The following is a 1,219-nucleotide window of genomic DNA, read 5'->3' as shown; positions in this document are numbered from 1 at the left end:
ATATGACTACCGATTGCAAAGTTACAGAATTATTTTGTATTATAGACGAGTTTTGCAAACATTTTGATGCAGAAAATGCAGGAAATTTGCTGGAAGACAATAGCGGAGTGAAGCGTAGACGGCGTGCAGCATCGTTGTCCGACAGTGAAATCATGACGATTCTGTTGTATTTCCATTTCGGTACATTCCGCAATTTCAAGCACTACTATCTGTTTTTTATTAAGGGTACGATGATGTCTTATTTTCCGAAAGCTGTGTCGTACAACCGCTTTGTGGAGTTGGAAAGCCGCGTGTGACGGAATACAGCTGGTGACAGGGTTGCGCGTAAACATGAGAAACAAGCTGATGCCGTTCTATGACAGAATGATGCTCCGCAAGAGATACATTATCGAAACCATTAACGACATGCTGAAGAATACGGCACAGATTGTACACTCACGCCATAGATCTGTAAGCAACTTTATCATGAACCTTATTTCTGCCTTGGAAGCATATTGTTTCTTTGACAACAAGCCGAAGACATTGTAAGGATACTGCATCGAAGACACGAAGCAACTTACATTGTTCTAAGGACAAAATAATCGGCTTCGATTCTTTATATATAACCCATGTCTGATGGCATGGGAAGAGAATTCACGTATCTGTCTTCACATACAAAAGCGGGCTGGAAGCTCAATGACTTTCATGATTCAGGGCCATGTCCTGAGAATCCTTTGGTATTTTGCTTTTCAAAAACTGTAATACTGTAACTGTAACGCTGTAACGCAACATTTTTGCATTTTACTGAAAAATGCCGTTTTCGGCTCTTTTCTTTACAGCACAGAACATCTTACCCATGATCTTACCACAGATTCAAGCCCAATAAACGAATAGTGCTCCACCTATCTGCCTTATATTCAGCAATATACAACAACCGCCAATATTTATACTTCAAAATTAGGCTTTGTAACGCATTGATACACAGAGAAATGTAACAAGGTGACGGACCACTAGTGTCCACTAAATAAATTTAAGACTTAATTCTCTTACAGTTTGTAACTTCTCGGCAGGTTCGCTTTTGCCGAGCAAATCTACGAGAGGGGTTCTGTCCAACAATGAGACAGATAAAATTCTTAACAAATCATACATTTCCATATTCAATTTCATTTTTCGTTCAACAATCGCAACCAAGCAATATGCAATGATTGCACTATACAATTGTATCTTTACAGCATTTTCG

General features: G+C 39.1%; 3 pseudogenes. 2 read left to right on the top strand and 1 reads right to left on the bottom strand.

The features are described from left to right. Positions 1–296 (top strand): annotated as a pseudogene (locus CIK88_RS12810) (IS982 family transposase); the annotation flags it as partial. Between the two features lies 1 nt (position 297). Then, positions 298–528, top strand: a pseudogene (locus tag CIK88_RS12805) (transposase); the annotation flags it as partial. A 471-nt stretch (positions 529–999) separates the two neighbouring features. On the opposite strand, the pseudogene CIK88_RS12495 reads toward CIK88_RS12805, so the two are convergent. Then, positions 1,000–1,219, bottom strand: a pseudogene (locus CIK88_RS12495) (IS4 family transposase); the annotation flags it as partial.

Origin of the sequence: Prevotella sp. P5-50, assembly GCF_002251295.1 — a bacterium.
Classification (GTDB): Bacteria; Bacteroidota; Bacteroidia; order Bacteroidales; family Bacteroidaceae; genus Prevotella.
The sequence above is the reverse complement of the archived record's forward strand: the minus strand, read 5'-3'. Positions and strand labels throughout refer to the sequence as shown.